At 67.7% G+C, this 14,278-nt stretch carries 11 protein-coding genes; 7 read left to right on the forward strand and 4 right to left on the reverse strand.

The features are described from left to right. Window positions 1–7 precede the first annotated feature (7 nt). Complete coding sequence (locus tag DT074_RS09130) at window positions 8–865, reverse strand: LLM class F420-dependent oxidoreductase (RefSeq protein ID WP_162914748.1); 858 nt, start codon at window positions 863–865, stop codon at window positions 8–10. Window positions 866–1,120: 255 nt separating this feature from the next. Between DT074_RS09130 and DT074_RS09135 the strand changes: the two genes are divergently transcribed. Then, window positions 1,121–3,010: a hypothetical protein gene (locus DT074_RS09135; protein WP_119419525.1), complete on the forward strand. Its 1,890-nt coding sequence runs from the start codon at window positions 1,121–1,123 to the stop codon at window positions 3,008–3,010. A gap of 22 nt (window positions 3,011–3,032) precedes the next feature. After that, window positions 3,033–4,667 (forward strand): alkaline phosphatase D family protein, encoded by a 1,635-nt coding sequence (locus DT074_RS09140; RefSeq protein ID WP_119419526.1) that lies wholly within the window; start codon window positions 3,033–3,035, stop codon window positions 4,665–4,667. Between the two features lie 16 nt (window positions 4,668–4,683). On the opposite strand, the gene DT074_RS09145 is transcribed toward DT074_RS09140, so the two are convergent. The 3 genes from DT074_RS09145 to DT074_RS09155 form a co-directional block, all read right to left on the reverse strand. Beyond that, window positions 4,684–5,931: a pyridoxal phosphate-dependent decarboxylase family protein gene (locus DT074_RS09145; RefSeq protein ID WP_119419527.1), complete on the reverse strand. Its 1,248-nt coding sequence runs from the start codon at window positions 5,929–5,931 to the stop codon at window positions 4,684–4,686. A 101-nt stretch (window positions 5,932–6,032) separates the two neighbouring features. Beyond that, window positions 6,033–6,464, reverse strand: coding sequence for a universal stress protein (locus tag DT074_RS09150; RefSeq protein WP_162914749.1), 432 nt, complete (start codon window positions 6,462–6,464; stop codon window positions 6,033–6,035). Between the two features lie 23 nt (window positions 6,465–6,487). Further along, window positions 6,488–8,983, reverse strand: a complete 2,496-nt coding sequence (locus tag DT074_RS09155) for a cation-translocating P-type ATPase (protein WP_119419529.1) — start codon at window positions 8,981–8,983, stop codon at window positions 6,488–6,490. A gap of 130 nt (window positions 8,984–9,113) precedes the next feature. On the opposite strand from DT074_RS09155, the gene DT074_RS09160 reads away from it, so the two are divergent. From DT074_RS09160 to DT074_RS09180, 5 genes are all read left to right on the forward strand, one after another. Beyond that, window positions 9,114–9,731, forward strand: coding sequence for a cytochrome b/b6 domain-containing protein (locus DT074_RS09160; RefSeq protein WP_119419530.1), 618 nt, complete (start codon window positions 9,114–9,116; stop codon window positions 9,729–9,731). 393 nt (window positions 9,732–10,124) lie between these two features. After that, entirely contained in the window at window positions 10,125–11,378 is a 1,254-nt protein-coding gene (tyrS, locus tag DT074_RS09165) for a tyrosine--tRNA ligase (protein WP_119419531.1), read from the forward strand. A 58-nt stretch (window positions 11,379–11,436) separates the two neighbouring features. After that, a complete protein-coding gene (locus tag DT074_RS09170; protein WP_119419532.1) occupies window positions 11,437–12,066 on the forward strand; it encodes an MlaC/ttg2D family ABC transporter substrate-binding protein in 630 nt (209 codons plus the stop codon). Window positions 12,067–12,095: 29 nt separating this feature from the next. Beyond that, complete coding sequence (locus DT074_RS09175; protein ID WP_119419533.1) at window positions 12,096–12,887, forward strand: tetratricopeptide repeat protein; 792 nt, start codon at window positions 12,096–12,098, stop codon at window positions 12,885–12,887. Further along, complete coding sequence (locus DT074_RS09180; RefSeq protein ID WP_119419534.1) at window positions 12,884–14,161, forward strand: MlaA family lipoprotein; 1,278 nt, start codon at window positions 12,884–12,886, stop codon at window positions 14,159–14,161. The genes DT074_RS09175 and DT074_RS09180 overlap by 4 nt, the downstream gene beginning before the upstream one ends. Window positions 14,162–14,278 lie beyond the last annotated feature (117 nt).

Here is a 14,278-nt window from a genome sequence, read left to right on the forward strand (position 1 = left end):
CGCGCGCCTACCCCTCCGCCACCTCCTTGAAGCGGCGCAAGGTCTCGATCTGCTCGTCGAAGCGCGTCATCCGGTACATCGGATAGAGCATCACCATGTCGGCGCCGAGCTTGCGCCAGCCATCGGCGGCGGCGGCCCAGCGCTGCGGGTCAGGCTCGTTCATGCGGAGCCAGCCTTCGATGCCGAATTTCGCCGGGTCGCGGCCGAAGGCCTTGAGATGGCCACGGAGCGTGGCGAGCTTCGCTTCCGCCTGCGCGTCCGGCGCGATGATCGGCATCCAGCCGTCGCCGAGCTCGGCGGCGCGCTTCACGACAGCGTCGGAGGCGCCGCCGAACCAGACCGGGATCGGCCGTTGCACCGGCGGCGGCACGATGTTGACCTCGCACAGCTCGTGGAACCGGCCGGAAAAGCTGACCAGGTCCTCCGACCACAGCTTGCGCAGCACCTTGACCTGCTCCGCCTGGCGCGCCCCGCGCGTCTTCCACTCGGCGCCGAGCGCCTCGTACTCGACATGGTTCCAGCCGACGCCGATGCCGAGGCGGAGCCGGCCGCCGCTCAGCAGGTCGACTTCCGCCGCCTGCTTCGCCACCACGCCGGTCTGCCGCTGCGGCAGGATGAGCACGCCGCTCGACAGCCGGATCTGCTTGGTCACCGCGGCGAGGAAGGCGAGCGTGGTGAAGGTCTCGTGGAACGGATCGGTCTCGTTGTAGAGCGGCGACCAGCCGTCGCGCGCCGTGGCGCCGAACACATGGTCGGGCACCTCGATATAGGCATAACCCAGATCCTCCGCCGCCTGCGCCCAGTCGCGCATCTTCGCCGGATCGCTGCCGATATCGCGGGTGGGGAATTGCGCGTTGAGACGCATGGAGACCTCCCTGTGCTCGGGCATCTGCGCGGGCCCGATCCGTTCGCATTATGTGCCGGACCGCCGCCGGGCGCGAGCCGCCTGCCCCAACATTGTCATTATCGCCGCCGCGCCGGACGTGAATAGATGTCGGCACCGCACGGCGATTTTCGTTGCCGTGCCGGCATCCCTGGGGGGATTTCCAATCGTCGGTCCCGTTCCCGCCTGAAAGGCCAGCCGCCGGCTGGCCGGTCCGCTCATGCCGAGGAGGCACCCATGGCCGCTGGTGACGATCTTCCGCTCTCGCTGGAAATCCCCTGGCAGCTTGCCTCCACCACCCAGCTGCTGACCGCCGGCGAGCCGGACGAGACCACCATCACGTTCTTCACCTTCCGGCCCGATGACAAGGACCTGCTCGGGGCCTTCCCGGGCCAGAGCATCGTCTTCCTGAAGGTCGCCGTCTCCATCTCGCCCGCGGCCTTTCCGCCCGGCACCGCGCCGCCGATCGCCTCGGCGCTCGGCGAGGGCATCCCCTGCTTCCACATGCTGCTCGATCTCAACGTCCGCAAGGAGAATGGTCAGCTCGGCACCGACCGCCCCTACTTCCACGCCGCGGCCCCGCTGCGCCGGCAGATGCTGCAGACCGGCGTGATCGGCACCGATCTGTTCGAGGGCGAGGCGAACAGCCAGTTCGTCGGTCGCAGCGGCAGCCAGGTGCACGAGGCGACTTCGAGCCATACCCGCACCTCCTCCCGCGCCGGCGGGATCAACGTGCTCGGCATCGGCGTCTCCGCCCGCACGTCGACGACCGACGTGACCGGCACGCGCGACGTGACGCAGGTCACCGACACGACGACGCGGGAAGCCTCGCAGGAGCGGCGCGAGCTGGTCAGCCACATGACCAAGGTCGAGAACATCCTGACCCTGCTGAACGCCAAATATGTCGGCACGCCATATCTGAGCTTCTCGCTCTCGCCGCAGCCCTTGCAGCAGCTCTCGGCCGACGCCTCCGACCCGAGCCTCTGGTTCGGCCAGCTGCTGCAGCGGCGCTCCAGCGGCATCGAAGGTGTGCAGGAATTCACCGCGGTGATCCTGGTGCCGGAGGGCGAGGATTTCTGCGTGCATGCGAGGCTCCGCCGCGTCTGCGTGCTGGACGATCCGCCGGGCCCGCCGAACTTCCAGGAGCCGTTCAGCTTCACCGGCACGGCGCTCGGCCGGCTGCTCAACTATCTGTTCGACACCTTCCCGATCGGCACGCCGCTGGAGGAGCTGGATGTCGATCTGCTGCAGGGGCTGCCGCAGCCGGAGCTGTTCCCGCGCCCCGCCGTCGAGATGTGGGTCATCAGCCCGGCCGGAGCGATGCTCGCCGACATCCTCTCGCCGCGGCCGCAGACGCTGTTGCAGATGAGCCGCGCGACGGTGAGCTACAAGACCTTCCTGGAGCTCTGGCTCGAGACCCTGCGCAGCGAATACGAGCGCGACCTCAACCGCTCGCCGCTCGAACGCGGCGTGCTGGTCGGCGAGGACCGCGAGCTCGATACCTGCTTCGCCTTCGCGGAAGGCAACGCCTTGAAGATCCTGAAGATCGCGACCAATGTCGGCCCGCTTGCCATGCTGCCGCTGCGCCCGGGCGATCTCGATTTCGGCAGCCTGCGGCCGACGGCCCGCCCTTCGCGCCAGGGCATCAAGGCGCAGGCGCTGGAGACCGTCACGCGCTGGAATGCGCTGGAGCTACGGCTGGCGACGCTGCTCGCCAATCACCGCGGCGGCTTCGCCAAGGGGCCCGGGCGGCTGAAGGATCCGCGCATCGCCGGCGTGCTGGTGCAACGCTGGGCCAAGCTCGCGGCCGATGATGCGGCCAATCTCGACTTCGCCGCCGCGGCGAACCTGCTGAAGCTGAACGACGCGCATCGCCGCGCGCTGAAAGCCGCCGGCGCCACCGACCTCAAGACCATCGCCCAGGCCGTCAAGGCGGCGGAGACCATCGACCGCTACAACCAGGATCTCGGCCGCCGCCCGAAAGAGGCGAAGGCCGACCGCGCGGCGCAGCCGGCGCCGATCGGCTTCCCGATCTCGGCGAAGCTGGCGGCGGAGATCCGCAAGCTGGTCGCCGACACGCTGCCGAGCGGCGAGGACTCCGCGAAGCCCGGCCGGCGCCGCCGGTAGCACGATCGGCGAGGCGCGGCGCGTGAACGGCATCGAGCTCGGCCCGGTGGTCGGCCATACCGATCACCAGTCGACCCGCATCTGGATCCAGGTGTCCGACGATCCGCGGAACTACAAGCTGAAGATCGCCGGCGTCGGCACCTTCGACTTCGTTCCGACGGAAGCAGGGCCGCCTTTCGAGTTCCGCACCGCCATCGCCAAGGCGACCGGCCTGCGCCCCGACATCACCTATCGCTATGGCGTGCAGCGGCTGGGGCGCTTCCTCGGCAACGGGCGCGGCAAGGTCCGCGCCATGCCGGACCCCGCCTCGATGGCGCAGATCACCTTCTGCGTCATCTCCTGCAACGTGGCGGAGAGCGACGGCGCCTGGAAGGCCTTCGCCAAATTCGTCGAGCAGTCCAAGCCGCAATTCATCCTGATGATGGGCGACCAGCTCTATCTCGACGAGGACGGCGTCGATGTATTCCGCACCAAGCTGAATGCCAGCCCGAAGGCGCGCCGCAAGGCCATCGTCGAGAAGTACAGGATCAACTGGTCGCGCGAGTTGGTGCGCAAGGTGCTGGCCAACACCCCCGTCTACATGATGTGGGACGACCACGACATTCGCGACGGCTGGGGCTCCGGCGCCTCCGACAGCGAGACGCTGGTGGCGCGGCACCCGCGCGGCACGCGCATCTTCGACAAATGCGATGCCTATTATCGGGATTGCCGCGACATCTACTGGCACTTCCAGGCCTGCCACAATCCGCGGCCGAGCGACGGCGTCGATCCCGCGCTGCCGAACTACATCGACGGCCCGCCCGCCTCGCCCGCGCGCTACGCCATGCCGTTCGCGTTTCGCTGCGGCCGCGCGGTGGTGCTGATGCTGGACAGCCGCGGCGACCGCGACGGCTTCCGCGGCACCTTGCCGATCCTGGGCACCCGACAATGGGAATTCATCGACGACGTCCTGGAGAACATGGCGACAGAGGTCGAGGCGCTGGTGGTGATGACGCCGACACCGATCGCCTCCATCGACCCGAACGGGCAGACGATGACCTTGATGGGCGACCGCACCGACGACGTAGAGGCCTTCAAGGCCGGCGACGAGCAGAACGCGCTGTTCCCGCAGAACGGCGGCAACCTGCATGTGCTGCCCGCCCTCGCCAATGTGCATCTGTCACGGGTGACGAGCGGGCTCGGCTTCGGCCAGCTCAATCTCGGCCGCTTTAAGATCACCAATATCGACGAGGCGCGCGATCAGTGGAGCCACAAATTCGCCCGCAAGGAGCAGGTGCGCCTGCTGCGCAGCGCCGGCCGCGCGTTGCGCGTCAACCGCGCCGCCGGCACGGCCCGCGGGCTGCTCTTCGTCTCCGGCGACATCCATGTCGGCGCCCGCTTCACCATCACGTCAGCCGATCCGCCCTATGAGGCGCTGTCGCTCACCTCGTCGGGGATCAGCACCATCTTCGAGCAGCAGCCGATGGTGCATACCCTGCTCGACACCTCGTTCGACGTGGCGCCCGGCATCCATTCCGAGCTGCTGGAGATCGTCACCGACGTGAATTTCGGCATCGTCCACGTCATCCCGACCGGCGGCGGCGCCGAGATCCAGGGCGTCGTCGCCCATGAAGGCAACTCGCTCGCGATCGGGCTCGATATCAGCCTCTTCCTCTAGGACGCCGCGGCCGGCGTCAGTAGGTCGCCCTGATTCCCGACGTCGCCGGGCCGCTCTGCCGCACCACGCCGACGGCCGCGCGCACATCGTCCAGGTATTCCTGCAGCACCGGCGCGTGGACCAGCGACATCATGCGGTGGATACCCTTGGGTCTCTGCACCAGGCCGGGCAGCCACCCCTTCTCCGCCATGATCTCGGCGACGCGGAAGACGTCGAACTCGTCGGACCCGTAGGCGACGATGGAAAGATCCGGCGCGCCCAGGATCTTCAAGCCGGGAATGGCGCCGATGCCGGCCCGGTAGGCGTCGACGAAGGCCATCAGCTCGCGGGCGATCCGCTGGTAGCCCTCGACGCCCAGGAATTGCAATGTCGCCCAGGCGCCGGCGATACCGCCGGCCGGCCGGGTGCCGACTATGGTCGGCGTCAGGAAGCGGCCGTTCGGCCAGACGGTCTCGTCGAAGAACTGGAACCGCGCCTTGTCCGCCGTCCGGTACAGCACGGTGGACGACGGCTTCGGGCAGAAGCCGAATTTGTGCAGATCGGCCGAGAGCGAGCTGACGCCGGGCACGCGGAAATCGAAATCCGGGATCGCCCGCCCGATCATGCGCACGAAAGGCGCGAGATAGCCGCCGACGCAGGCATCGACATGCAGCCAGACCGCGCGCCGCTCCGCGATGGCGCCGAGCGCCGCGATCGGGTCGATCATGCCGTAGGAGAAGTTGGGCGCGGAGCCGACGAGCATGATGGTGTCGTCGTCGATCAGCGCCTCGATGGCGGCAAGGTCCATGCGCAGGTCCGGGCCGACGGGCGCGCGGCGAACCTCCAGGTCCATCAGCTTGGCGCCCTTGTTGAAGGCGGGATGCGCCGTCTCGGACGCGACGATGTTGCCGCGATGCTGCGCCGATCCTCTCTGCTTGCGCGACCAGTCGCGGCAGGCCTGGATCGCGGTGACGATGCTCTCGGTGCCGCCCGTCGTCATGAAGCCCTGCGCATCGGCCGGCGCCCCGAACAGGTCGAGCGCCATGTCGATCACCTCGGTCTCCATGCGCTTGACGCTGGGATAGGCCCGCGTCGCGCCGAGCGCGTTCTCTGAGAAATATTCGAAGAACCCCGCCTTGCCGATCTCGTACACCGCATCGTCGGCCTTGAAGTAGAACAGCGGCACGCGGCCGTGCTGCCAGTCGGCGTCGCCGTGCTTCATCGCCCGCATCTCATCGATGATCGCCGTGTGCGACCGGCCCCGCTCGGGCAGTTTGGTGCGCATGGAAAATCGTTCCTCCTTCAGTGAAAGGGGCGCCTCGCGAAGACGAACAACGAAGCGCGGTCACGCGCGCGGCGCCTTCCACACGGTGTCGAGCGTCGTACCTAGCCCGCCTTTCGTAGCACGAGGACGGAACACGTTGCATGCCGGGCCACATGCGCCGCGTTCGGACCGATCAGATAGTCGCGCATCTCCGGCCGGTGCGATTCCATTACGATCAGATCGCAGTCGACCTCCCGGGCAAGGGAGAGAATCTCGCCCGCGATGCTGCCGAAGCGAACTTCGTGCTCGCCTCCAGCCCTCTCCAATCCGTGTTCCGCAGCGATGGATACCAGCTTGTCGCGAGCGGTTGTGAACATGCCTTCAAGTTGAAGGGGGAAGTAGATACCCTCGAACATCGAGCGAGTGTCGCGCACCACGGTCATCAGTGTGACGTTGCCGCCGCTCGCGGCGGCAAGCTCTCTCGCCTGCGGTATCGCGAATTCCCAACTGCTCTTGTGGGCGAGGTCGATCGGTACGAGTATCGATCGGAACATCGGCATCCTCCGCTGTGTCCGTCCTACGAGATCCGACCAGCAGTCGCCGGTAGCGGCTGCCGTGGCCTCGTCTTCAACGCCAATCTGACCAGCAACGCCGCCAACCCGGTCGTGACGCCCCCTGCAATCGCAATCGACCAGTCGGTCAGATGCAGCGGACGGAGGTGGACCAGGGCCGAAAGCGCCGGCACCTGCACCAGCAAGCCGAGGCTCGCCAGGCTGCCTGCGACGATGAGTCTGGCCGCTGTTGAGCGCAGGCCACTCAGGACGAGCGTGATGGTCGCACCGGCCACGATCAGTCCGCTCAACGCCACCGCACGGGCATGTTCGACATTCTGAATGTCGGTCAGGGCGTAGCCATAGCCGAGGACGACGACAGCCGTCACGGCGGCGCCAACGAAACCCATCAGGGGCCATGCCCGTCGGGGAAAGAACCGTGGCGGACCATTCCGTTCGACCGGCAACAAGCGGCGCGAGACGGGCAGGTTCTGGAATACCAGCAGTGCCGTCGGGTGGATGATCAGTTCCAGCCACACGATATGGATCGGCAGATAAAGCAACGGATAGCCCAGCAGCGGGATCAGCGCCGCACTGAGCACGAGCGGAATGTGCACCATGAGGAGATAGGCGAAGCTCAGCTGCAGGTTCAAGAACAGCTGTCGGCCTTCGGCGATCGCGCGCACGATGGTACGGAAATTGTCGTCGAGGAGAACGATTGCTGCCACTTCGCGCGCGCTGCGCGTGCCTCGCTCGCCCATGGCGATGCCGATATCCGCCGCCTGCAATGCCGGCACGTCGTTCACGCCGTCGCCCGTGACCGCGACGATTTCGCCCTGCGACTGCAAGGCACGTATCAGTTCGAGCTTCTGCATCGGCGCCGCTCGCGCAATCACGTCGGCCGAGCCCAGCATGGCTCCATCGGTATCGGCGGCCGTCTCGGCAGCGTTGACGACCACAGGGCTCCCCCCGCCCAGGCCGATTTCGCGCCCGACGGCCTCGGCCGTCATCGGATGGTCACCGGTCACCATGATGACCCTGATGCCGGCCGCCCGGCAGGTCGCAACCGCCTCGGCCACGCCTTCGCGCACCCGGTCCTCGAATACCAGCAGGCCCGCGAATGTGTAACCCTTGTCGGGCTCGCCGCCCGGCCACGCTGCCTCGTCGACGGCGCGACGCGCGCAAGCGATGACTTTGTGCCCCGTCATCGCGAAACCATTGATCTGCCCGCGCCACCGTTCGGCGTCGGCGACATCGATCGCGCACATTGCGATTACAGTTTCCGGCGCGCCCTTGACGACGGCGCGACAGCTGCCGTCGTCCATTCGCCAGATGGCGGTTTCCCGGCGCCTGTCTTCCGTGAAGGGAAACACGGAGAGGCGCTCCGCCACCGACACCGGCGCTCCAGCCTGAAGCAGGGCATCGTCGAGCGGATCACCGCTGTCGCCGCGCGCCGCCAGCGCGGCAAGCTGGATCAACGCATCCGGTGACATTCCTTCGGCGGGAACTTGATGGGCCAGCGTCAAGCGGCCCTCGGTCAAGGTGCCGGTTTTGTCCGAACAGATGCAGGTAACTCGCCCGATGTTCTCCACCGCGACGGCCCTGCGGACCAGGGCCTGCCGTCGTGCCAGGCTGTACACGCCAAAGGCCAGGAAGAATGCGAGCACCACCGGAAATTCTTCCGGCAGCGCGGCAATGGCGAGGGTCAGCGCACTGACCAGTGCATCGATCCAACCATGGCCTTGATGCAGTCGGATGGCCGCCAGGGCGACGCAGATCACCAGGGCCGTGACCAGCATCACCGCCACCAGCCCGGCGACAGCAGTCTGCAGGGGCGTACGGGCATGACTGCCCGCCACCGCCGATCGCACGATCTCGCCGTAGAGCGTCTCGCCGCCCGTATACGCTATGCGCAATCTGGCTTCGCCGGTCAGCAGGCGTGTGCCGGCAGAGGCCCAGTGTCTGTCCTCGACGGCCGGATGGCTTGTCGACGCCCCGGGCAACGGTGCCTTCCTTGCGGGATAGGATTCCCCGGTCAGCGCCGATTCATCCACCTGGAGCTCGGCACCCGAAAGAATGATCCCATCGGCTGGAAAGCTGTCACCCGAGCTGATGATCGCGAGATCGCCGGGCACCAGATCACGCGCGGGGATGTCGACGATCGTCTCGCCCCGCACTGCGCGCGCGCGTGCGGCAAGCCGGCCAGCGAGACCTTCGGTCGAAGCCTGCGTGCGCCTGTGCAGATAGCCGTCCATGGCGACGAGCGGAATCAGCGCCGCGAGCAGAATGACCGCTTCCACATACTCGCCGAGCAGAGAGAACAATCCGCTGACGCCGACCAGAAACCAAAGCATCGGGTCGCGCGCCGTATCGCGCACCAGATCGAGCCAACGATGCGGCGGCGTCTCTATGATGTCGTTGTTGCCATGGCGGATGCGGCGTGCGATCGCCTCGGCGGCGGTCAGTCCCCGCTCTTCCCGTAGCAGGCCGGACAGGCGGTCATGCGGAACCGGCCGAAGCATTCAATGACCTATGTCGAAGAGGCCTCGTGGAGCGCGAAGCAATTGACCTTTACATGCTGACGAGCGTCGATCGACCGCGAACTGACCCAGGTCAAGGCCAAGGGCCGGCGCTACGGCAACAGTTCGGGACATGGTCGTCCTGCAACGCCTTCGGCTGTACCACGCTGTTCTTGCAGCTCTCGTCGTCCTTGCCTATCTGACCGGCGAGGCCGGCATCGTGCATGCCTGGCTCGGCTATGGCGTCGCCGCGGTCATCGTCTTCCGCCTGATCTGGGCGACGTCAGGCGTGCCTCAGCTTGGCCTGATGCGCTTCTATCCGCACTTTCAGGGCCTGAAGCTCGACAATGCGATGGCCCACCCCGCCATCAGCCGCGCCCTGATGCTTGCGATCGCCGTCACCGTCATAACGACAGCCGCCACTGGCATCGCGATGGATCGCGGTCGCGCCCTCGGCATCAATGCGGCGGTGGCCGTTTCCAGTGCCCAAGCGAATGACGGCAAGGCAAGCGAACTTCGCAGCCGTGAGCACCGCGATAGCGACCGGCATGGCTTGCTCGGCGAGGTGCATGAAGCCCTGGGCAACATGATCCTGCCGATCGTTGCCCTGCACGTTCTCTACCTGCTGCTCTTCAAGCGCCCGCTCGCGCGCTTCATGCTGTTCTTCGACACCCCGGCCCCGCCTTCGCCTTCGGCAGCGACACCGCTGACCGGCCAACGATCACCGTCCGAAAGGAGCCGGCCATTCTGAGGTTTGCGATTGATATTTGCGCTTTATACAATTACAATTCACGCCGCCCAAAATGCTGCTCTTTTAAATCGTTGAGACAGTGTGAGATCCGGCCGGAATCCAGGTCGGCAAGCCGCTTTGCGCGGTCGGGGATCACTAGTCGCGCCCGAGCCGCGCAAAATCAGCGACTTAACTGCTGCAAGTGCGCCCCGCCATAGGCTCCCATAGGACGCCATAGGCAATCATAGGATTTCACAGGCCCCCATAGGCAATCATTGGCTCCCATAGGACGCCATTGGCCACCATAGGCGCCCATAGGCATGCAAGTGTCCCCGCCGGCGGCTTCCGGTGTCGGGCGGAAGGTGGTAGACGGGCCGCCGCCTCATTCAGCGCTCAGAGAAAACCGGTCACCCGATGTCGGCCCCGAAATCCGCCTTCCTCGCCGCGATGATCGATCGCGGCTTCATGCACCAGTGCACCGACCTGGAAGGTCTGGATGCCGCGGCCATGAAAGGCGTGGTCACCGGCTATATCGGCTTCGACTGCACGGCGCCGAGCCTGCATGTCGGCTCCCTCGTGCAGATCATGATCCTGCGCTGGATGCAGCAGACCGGGCACCGGCCGATCGTGCTGATGGGCGGCGGCACCACCAAGGTCGGCGATCCCTCCGGCAAGGACGAGAGCCGCAGGCTGCTCACCGACGACGACATCGCCGGCAACATGGCCGGCATCAAGCAGGTCTTCGCCAAGTTCCTGAAATTCGGCAACGGCCCGACCGACGCGGTCATGGTCAACAATGCCGACTGGCTCGACAAGCTCGCCTATATCCCGTTCCTGCGCGAGGTCGGCCGGCATTTCTCGATCAACCGCATGCTGTCCTTCGACAGCGTGAAATTGCGGCTGGAGCGCGAGCAGCCGCTGACCTTCCTCGAATTCAACTACATGATCCTGCAGGCCTACGACTTCGTCGAGCTGGCCAGGCGGCAGGATTGCGTGCTGCAGATGGGCGGCTCCGACCAATGGGGCAATATCGTCAACGGCGTCGAGCTCGGCCGCCGGATCGACGACCGCGCGCTCTACGGGCTCACCACGCCGCTGATCACGCTCGCCTCCGGCGCCAAGATGGGCAAGACGGCGCAGGGCGCGGTCTGGCTCAATGCCGACCAGTGCTCGCCCTACGATTACTGGCAGTTCTGGCGCAACACCGAGGATGCCGATGTCGGCCGTTTCCTGCGCCTGTTCACCGAGCTGCCGCTGGACGAGATCGCCCGGCTGGAGCGGCTCGACGGCGCCGGGCTGAACGAGGCGAAGAAGGTGCTGGCGACCGAGGCGACCGCCCTCGCCCATGGCCGCGACGCGGCGATGCAGGCAGCGGAGACGGCGCGCGTCACCTTCGAGCAGGGCGGCACGGCGTCCGACCTGCCCTCGGTCAGCTTGCCGCGGGCGAAGCTGGCCGAAGGCGTGCCGGCCTTCGAGCTGGTGGTGGCGGCGAAGCTCGCGGCATCCAACGGCGAGGCCCGGCGGCTGATCCGTTCCGGCGGAATCAAGGTTAACGACCAGGCGGTCGGCGACGAGACGGCGAAATTCGGTCTCGAACACCTCGTCGTCGACGACGCCATCAAGGTTTCGGCAGGAAGAAAGCGCCACACTCTGGTCCGGGCGGGCTAGCGGCCGCGGGTTGCGCGGCCGCAACTGTCATGGGAGCATCGAACCCCCAGGGGAGCTCATGTCGGTCACGCGTCGAGATGTTGCCGTAGGTTCTGCGCTGGCGCTGGTGCTCGGCCCAGGTCGCGCGCGCGCCGCGACCGATCCGCAGGGCGCCGCCGCCTTCGTGCGCCAGCTTGGCGAGCAGGCGCTGGCCGTGCTGCGCGGCAACGCCGCCAGCCTGGAGCAGCGGGAAGCATCGTTCCGCGGCCTGCTGCGCAACGGGTTCGAGCTCGACTTCATCGGCCGCTTCACGCTCGGCCGCCATGCCCGCAGCCTGACGCCCGACCAGCAGGCGGATTTCCGCGAGGCGTTCGGCGAGTTCATCCTCAAGACCTATGCGCGCCGGCTGTCCGCCTATTCCGGCGAGGTGTTCACCGTCACCGGCGCGCAGCCCGCCGGCGAGCACGATGCCCTGGTGTCGAGCCGGATCGACAGGCCGGGCGGCGCGCCGGCGCTGATGGCCGATTGGCGGGTGCGCAATTTCGGTGGTGCCTACAAGGTGGTCGACGTGGTGGTGCAGGGCGTCAGCATGGCGCTGACCCAACGCCAGGAATTCGCCAGCGTCATCGGCTCGTCGGGGATCAACGGACTGATCGCCCAGCTCAGGGCGCGGGCCGACAAGGCGCCGGCGGTGCAGGCCCAGCGCTGAGGGGAGCTGGGGAAGTCCAAGGGGGAGAGATGAAAAGAGGCGCGATCGTTTTATTCGGGCTGCTGCTCGCCGCGCCGGCCGCCGCCGGTTTCGATCAGGGCTGGGCCGCGTATCAGAAGGGCGAGTTCGCGACGGCGCTGGCCGAGTGGAAGCCGCTCGCCGAAATGGGCGACGCGCGCGCGCAGTTCAATCTCGGCGTGATGTACGACCAGGGCCGCGGCGTCGCCGAGGACCAGGGCCAGGCCGCCGCCTGGTGGGCTCGCGCCGCCGCCCAGGGCTACGCGCCGGCGATGCACAATCTCGGCCTCGCCCATCTCGGCGGGGAGGGCGTGGTGCGCGACGAAGCGACCGCCAAGGGCTGGCTCGAACGCGCCGCCGCCGCCGGCTATGTCCGCTCCACCTATTCGCTCGGCAAGATGCTGGAAGCCGGCGTCGGCGGCGCTGCCGATCCGGCCGGCGCCTTCCGCCTGGTCAAGCTGGCCGCCGAACAGGGCCTGGACCGGGCGCAGTACAATCTCGGCAAGATGTACCGCGACGGCGACGGCACAGCGCCCGATCCCGCCGCCTCGGTGAAGTGGTTCGCCGCCGCCGCGGCGCAAGGCCATGCCCGCGCCCAGGCGCATCTCGGCCGCCGCCTCGCCCGCGGCGAGGGCGCGCCGAAGGACGCGGTCGAGGCGCTGAAATGGCTGACCCTCGCGGCCGGCCAGGGCATCGCCGATGCCGAAGTCGACCGCAAGGCGCTGCGCAGCCGCCTGTCGGCCGCCGACATCGCCGAAGCGGAGCGGCGCGCCCGGGCGTTCAAGCCGGAGCGCAGCTCTTGAAGTTCGCAGGCGCCGCGGCGGTCGCGGCACTGGTCATCGCGCTGACCGGGGCGGCAGCGGCGCAAACGGCACTCCCGCCGGATCTCGATGCGCGCCTGCAATCGGCACTCGTCCGGGCGGACCGCAACGACACGACCGGTGCCCAGGCCTATGGCGGGCTCGCCAATCCGCTGGTCGCCGAGCAGGGCGCCCGCCAGGCCCGCCAGCGCGCCGAGGCCGAGCGGACACGCGCCGTCCTGGCCGCGATCGCCGAGCGGCCCGACCTTGGCCCCGCCATCGTGGAGCGCGCGGCGGCGCTCGCCCCCGCCTCCGCGGCCAATATCCGCGCCGCCGCCTATGGCGCCTATCCCGGCATGGGCGGCGCCCCGCCGCCGGCCGCCACCCCGCTTCCCGGCCAATGGTACGCGCCGATCGCCCTCGGCCCGCGCTGGCAGCCGGCGCCGACGGTCACGCGCGTGGCAGCCGCCGCGCCGTCAGGTCCGGCCGTCCCGGCAAGCTGGTACGACCAGCCCCTGCTCCGCCGCTACGGCGCCGGCGCGCCGCCCGCGCCGACGCTCGCCATGGCGCCGTCGATCGCAACCGACGCGCCGGCGGTGGAAGAGATCGACGCCGTCTGGGATCCGCTGGAAGGATTGAACCGCGTGTTCCACGGCTTCAACCAGGGCCTCGACTTCATCCTGCTGCGCCCGGTCGCCTGGACCTACAGTCATCTGCCGGGCGAGATCAAAGGCGTGGTGCGCAATGCGCTGTTCAATCTGCGCGAGCCGCTCAACTTCGCCAACAGCCTGCTGCAGGGCGAGCTCACCTATGCGGGCCGGGCGCTGGGCCGCTTCGTCACCAATTCGACGATCGGCGTCGCGGGACTTGCCGACGTGGCCGACAACATCTTCGGCATCCCGCCGTCGCGGGCGGATTTCGGACAGACGCTCTATGTCTGGGGCCTCGGCGCCGGGCCCTATATCGAGGCCCCGCTGCTCGGGCCGACCAATGCGCGCGACCTCGTCGGCACCGCTGTCGAGCTCGTCGGCGATCCCTTCAACTACGTGATCCTCGACCAGACCGCGCGCTATGTGCGGGCCGGCACGACCATCGTCTCGGTGCGCGAGGAGCTGCTGGTGCCGCTCGACGAGCTGAAAGCCGGCTCGGTCGACTACTACGTCGCGCTGCGCGAGGCGAGTCAGGCGCGCCGCAAGGTCGAGCTGACCCGCGGCAAGGCGAAGATGCCGGTCGGCGGCGGCAAGGCGGCCGACGAGCTGTTCGACGAGGCGAAGTAGCCTAGAGCGTGATGCATTTAGCTTTGTGCATAGCCGGCGTTTTTGAAGTAGTTGGCGCATTCGGTTGATGTGCAGCTATCGAGGATGCGGCCGATCGCGTCCGAGATGGCGTCGGCG

The sequence above is a fragment of the Desertibaculum subflavum genome (genome assembly GCA_003576705.1).
Taxonomy (GTDB): Bacteria; Pseudomonadota; Alphaproteobacteria; order Ferrovibrionales; family Ferrovibrionaceae; genus Desertibaculum; species Desertibaculum subflavum.

Bases quoted from the DNA above. Each gene is read 5' to 3' on its own strand.
- DT074_RS09130 (WP_162914748.1), bottom strand. From the start codon at position 865: ATGCGTCTCAACGCGCAATTCCCCACCCGCGATATCGGCAGCGATCCG.
- DT074_RS09135 (WP_119419525.1), top strand. From the start codon at position 1,121: ATGGCCGCTGGTGACGATCTTCCGCTCTCGCTGGAAATCCCCTGGCAG.
- DT074_RS09145 (WP_119419527.1), bottom strand. From the start codon at position 5,931: ATGCGCACCAAACTGCCCGAGCGGGGCCGGTCGCACACGGCGATCATC.
- DT074_RS09150 (WP_162914749.1), bottom strand. From the start codon at position 6,464: ATGTTCCGATCGATACTCGTACCGATCGACCTCGCCCACAAGAGCAGT.
- DT074_RS09155 (WP_119419529.1), bottom strand. From the start codon at position 8,983: ATGCTTCGGCCGGTTCCGCATGACCGCCTGTCCGGCCTGCTACGGGAA.
- DT074_RS09160 (WP_119419530.1), top strand. From the start codon at position 9,114: ATGGTCGTCCTGCAACGCCTTCGGCTGTACCACGCTGTTCTTGCAGCT.
- tyrS (WP_119419531.1), top strand. From the start codon at position 10,125: ATGTCGGCCCCGAAATCCGCCTTCCTCGCCGCGATGATCGATCGCGGC.
- DT074_RS09170 (WP_119419532.1), top strand. From the start codon at position 11,437: ATGTCGGTCACGCGTCGAGATGTTGCCGTAGGTTCTGCGCTGGCGCTG.
- DT074_RS09175 (WP_119419533.1), top strand. From the start codon at position 12,096: ATGAAAAGAGGCGCGATCGTTTTATTCGGGCTGCTGCTCGCCGCGCCG.